The organism is Pseudomonas meliae (assembly GCF_001400515.1).
GTDB classification, from domain to species: Bacteria; Pseudomonadota; Gammaproteobacteria; order Pseudomonadales; family Pseudomonadaceae; genus Aquipseudomonas; species Aquipseudomonas amygdali.
This window is the reverse complement of sequence record NZ_LJQT01000479.1, coordinates 2936-6876: the sequence shown is the minus strand read 5'-3', so window position 1 is coordinate 6876 and position 3941 is coordinate 2936. Positions and strand designations below refer to the sequence as shown.

The 3941-nt window shown below is 57.0% G+C and carries 5 protein-coding genes and 2 pseudogenes (1 of these 7 cut by a window edge); 1 reads left to right on the top strand and 6 read right to left on the bottom strand.

Annotation, left to right across the window (positions count from 1 at the left end):
- Positions 1–153 precede the first annotated feature (153 nt).
- Together ALO64_RS22565 and cysZ are read right to left on the bottom strand one after the other, a co-directional pair.
- On the bottom strand, positions 154–498 hold the full coding sequence (locus ALO64_RS22565) for a hypothetical protein (RefSeq protein ID WP_004659963.1): 345 nt from the start codon (positions 496–498) through the stop codon (positions 154–156).
- A 182-nt stretch (positions 499–680) separates the two neighbouring features.
- Complete coding sequence (cysZ, locus tag ALO64_RS22560; RefSeq protein ID WP_029240951.1) at positions 681–1442, bottom strand: sulfate transporter CysZ; 762 nt, start codon at positions 1440–1442, stop codon at positions 681–683.
- Positions 1443–1809: 367 nt separating this feature from the next.
- Here cysZ and trxB point away from each other — a divergent pair, with 367 nt between their 5' ends.
- Positions 1810–2772: a thioredoxin-disulfide reductase gene (trxB, locus tag ALO64_RS22555; RefSeq protein ID WP_004659967.1), complete on the top strand. Its 963-nt coding sequence runs from the start codon at positions 1810–1812 to the stop codon at positions 2770–2772.
- Between the two features lie 44 nt (positions 2773–2816).
- On the opposite strand, the gene ALO64_RS22550 is transcribed toward trxB, so the two are convergent.
- From ALO64_RS22550 to folE, 4 genes and pseudogenes are all read right to left on the bottom strand, one after another.
- Complete coding sequence (locus ALO64_RS22550) at positions 2817–3158, bottom strand: HopJ type III effector protein (RefSeq protein WP_005733208.1); 342 nt, start codon at positions 3156–3158, stop codon at positions 2817–2819.
- Positions 3151–3434: pseudogene (locus ALO64_RS22545) on the bottom strand (DUF1244 domain-containing protein). The gene ALO64_RS22550 and the pseudogene ALO64_RS22545 overlap by 8 nt, the downstream one beginning before the upstream one ends.
- Positions 3435–3477: 43 nt before the next feature.
- Positions 3478–3849 (bottom strand): dihydroneopterin triphosphate 2'-epimerase, encoded by a 372-nt coding sequence (gene folX, locus ALO64_RS22540; protein ID WP_002552214.1) that lies wholly within the window; start codon positions 3847–3849, stop codon positions 3478–3480.
- Positions 3849–3941, bottom strand: a pseudogene (gene folE, locus ALO64_RS22535) (GTP cyclohydrolase I FolE); it runs 463 nt beyond the window's last position. Before folE ends, folX begins: the two are co-directional and overlap by 1 nt.

The window sequence follows — 3941 nt, the reverse complement described above, 5'->3', positions numbered from 1 at the left end:
AAAATTTCTGACAGTCTCGTATACCGACCTACCTCTCTGCGTCTGCTGCAGCGTAGATACTACTGACGCCAATTGAAGTGCCGAACAGATCATCCATTATCCATTCGGCACTCTTTCAGGCTTTGTCGTCACTCAGCCAGTCAATCAGAGCAATCAGCCCAGGTCATTGACCAGTTGGCCGATCACTTCACCTACCTTGGCCAGGTCCGGCGCAGCCAGGCGATGTTCATCGGCATACGAATATGCCACGGTGAACAGGCCTGCGGTGCGAGTAGAGTAGGACGGAGCGTCTTTCTCGAAAACACGGTTGGCTGCCTCGGCAGTCAGGGAGCTGGAACTGATGACCAAACGTTCTTCCGGGTTGTTTACGCCGTTGATGTAAACGTTGTCCGGATTGATCGACCATTCGGCCAGTTCACTGACCAGAAACGCACGAATCTTTTCTTCGACTGTGGCGTTTTCAGCGGCAAATGCTGCAGGGTTTACTGGAGTATTCATGATTTAACTTCCTTGTTAAGTTCATGTGTCGCATGTTCGATGGAAGCAGACTTCACATGAACGGGTTTGTTGAGGCTCTATTGAGCCTCAGTCGAAAGAGCCTTGTGCGGTAAATATATATAGCGAGTGATTTTTGTCAGATAGTCCGGGCCGTGTTGCGCGGCCCGGCAATGTTTCGGGGTTCAGCCCCGTGCCTGCGTCACCGGCAACGCATCCGCCCCGCGCTCGCGCACCCAGAACAATGTCGCACCGGCCACTGCGGCGGGCATCATCAGCAGGTTGACCACCGGGATCAGCAAGGCGACGTAGACAATGCCGCCGAAGCTCAGGCTTTGCCAGCGTTTGCTTTTCAGCCAGCCTAGCATTTCGTTCCAGCCCAGTTTGTGGTTGTCGGCGGGGTAGTCAATGTACTGGATCGCCATCATCCAGACGCCGAACAACAGCCACAGCGGAGCGGCGATGATGTTGGCCACAGGGATGAACGACAGAATGAACAGCCCGAGCATGCGCGGCAGCATATAGCCCAGCTTGCGGGCTTCGCGGGCCAGGGTACGTGGCACCATGGCCACCAGTTCGGCCCAGCTGAAATCCGGTGAATCGTCCACGCCACGAACCACGGCTTCGACTTTTTCGGAGAGAAACCCGTTAAACGGCGCGGCGATGATGTTGGCGACCACGGTGAAGGTGAAAAACACCATCAGCAGGACAAGCACCACGAACAGCGGCCAGAGGATATAGCTGAGAAAGCTCAGCCAGTGAGGGAGCGTAGGCATGAAGGTGTCGACCCACAGCTCGAACTGGTGCACCGCCAGATAGATCAGGCCGCAGAACAACACCACATTGATGCTCAAGGGCAGCAGGACGAACAATCGCAAACCAGGACTGAGAACCAGGTTGAGGCCTTCTCTGAGGTATTGCGGGCCGGTAAGGGCAGGCGCGGGCATGGCAGTCTCCAGGTGCTTGAAAGGCGTGACCTTACCGGCTTTGTGATAGCCATGAAAGAGTTGATGGCTGTCGGCGCTCAGCACCATTCCCCGAGCCCTGAACGCGCTTGCCGGCGCCGGATGTTCGCGCGAGTACACTGCTGTCGGTCAGTCACCCTATAGAAGTGACCTATGGGGTGGATTGTGAAACGATATTTCCTTAACCTTTGCTACCCCGATAGGCTTGGCACCAATTTCAGGACCTGTCTCAGGAGTCAGAACTTTCAGGATCCGCCGAGTGAATGGCACTTCCCCAAGTGTTTCGGCGGTCCTTTTTTATCCAGCTGTTTCGATTGCGGCTTGAACAGTCGGTCGACAGGAGTGTGTCATGTCAGACGTACGTCATTCCCGAGTGATCATTCTCGGTTCCGGCCCTGCCGGTTACAGCGCTGCGGTTTACGCCGCCCGCGCCAACCTCAAGCCTCTGCTGATCACCGGCATGCAGGCTGGTGGTCAGTTGACCACCACCACTGAAGTCGACAACTGGCCGGGCGACCCCCATGGCCTGACCGGTCCGGCGCTGATGGAGCGTATGCGTGAGCATGCCGAGCGTTTCGAGACTGAGATCGTCTTCGACCACATCAACTCCGTTGATCTGGCCGGCAAGCCGTTCAGCCTTCAGGGCGATAGCGCAACCTACACCTGCGATGCACTGATCATCGCCACCGGTGCCAGCGCCCGTTACCTGGGCCTGCCTTCGGAAGAAGCGTTCATGGGCAAGGGTGTTTCTGCCTGCGCCACATGCGATGGTTTCTTCTATCGCAACCGTGAAGTCGCGGTAGTCGGTGGCGGTAACACGGCGGTGGAAGAAGCGCTGTATCTGGCCAACATCGCCAGCAAGGTGACTCTGGTTCACCGTCGCGAAACCTTTCGCGCCGAGAAGATCCTGATCGACAAGCTGCACGCACGTGTCGCCGAAGGCAAGATCGAGCTCAAGCTCAATGCCACGCTGGACGAGGTATTGGGTGACAACATGGGCGTGACCGGTGCGCGTCTGAAGAACAATGACGGGACCAGTGACGAGCTGAAAGTCGACGGCGTATTCATCGCCATCGGCCACACGCCGAACACCTCGCTGTTCGAAGGGCAACTGGCTCTGAAAGATGGCTACATGGTTGTGCACGGTGGCCGTGAAGGCAACGCGACTGCTACCAGCGTTGAAGGTGTATTCGCGGCCGGTGATGTGGCTGACCACGTATACCGTCAGGCCATCACCTCGGCTGGTGCAGGCTGCATGGCGGCACTGGACGTCGAGCGTTATCTGGACGGTCTGGCAAACGCCACGTTCTGATTGGCGTCCCTCCAGGCCTCTGCAACCAGGTTCTCGNNATCAGCTCAAGCCTTGCGCTTGAGCGGCTCGCCTTCGAATTTCACACCTGCCAGCCCATACTCGATCAGCGCACGGATATTGCCGTGGTCGCTGCCTTCAGGTGTGGCTTGCACCGAGCGGTAGTGCTCGCCAAATGCCAACAGTGCCTCTTCATCGCTCAAACCTTCCAGCAATGCCAGGCCTAGCGTCTTGCAAGACCCTTCGTTTTGCCCGGCAGCATTGTCGACGGCGCCGTTTCTGAACGGCTGAGGCTGATAATCGTAACCTTCGGCGATAAAGGCCAGGGTATCAGCGAACACATGCTCGCCGCTGCGCAGGCTGGTGCGCAGGGAGTTCAGATCAGTCATGTTTGGGTTCCTTGGCGAACGCCGCCTGTTGTTCGGCGTTTGCTTCTTTCTGGTATTGGGCTTTCCACTCGCTGTACGGCATGCCGTAAACCACCTCGCGAGCATCATCGAGGCTGATGTCGATGTGCTTTTCATCGGCGGCGGCCTTGTACCACTTGGACAGGCAGTTACGAGGTTCATCAGGTCGATGTTCTGGACATCCTTGCGGCTGTCCAGATGCGCGACCAGGCGACGGAAGGCTGCAGCTTCGAGTTCGAGGCGTTCTTGCTCGGTCATGACGTGCTCTTTTCAATAGACGGTTCGCGTCATGATAAGAGTTTCAGCGTTGACCGGCGAGCGTGATCGATACCGATTCGGCAAAGCGCAGCGCATGCGGCTTGTCGACTTCCACTTCTGCGTAGGTCACGGCCTTGTGGCTCATCACCAGGTCCAGCACTTCCTGCGTCAGTCTTTCCAGCAGAGCGAAGCGGTTGCCCTCGACATGCTGAATGATGGCCTTGGTGATGGTGCGATAGTTGAGAGCATGCTCGATGTCGTTGTCGCGAACGGCTTCCTGTGCGGCGTAGAGAATCGTCAGATTGATCAGCACATCCTGCTTGTTGACGATTTCATCTTCGTTGATACCGATATATGTGCGCAGGCGCAGGTCCTTGACCCGGATGCGCGCGGTGCCAGGTTCGAGTCTTGCCATTATTGTCTGCTCCGTCCGATCAATTGCAGAAACTCCATGCGGGTGGTGCTCGAGTCACGGAAGGCCCCCAGCATCACTGAAGTGTTCATGGT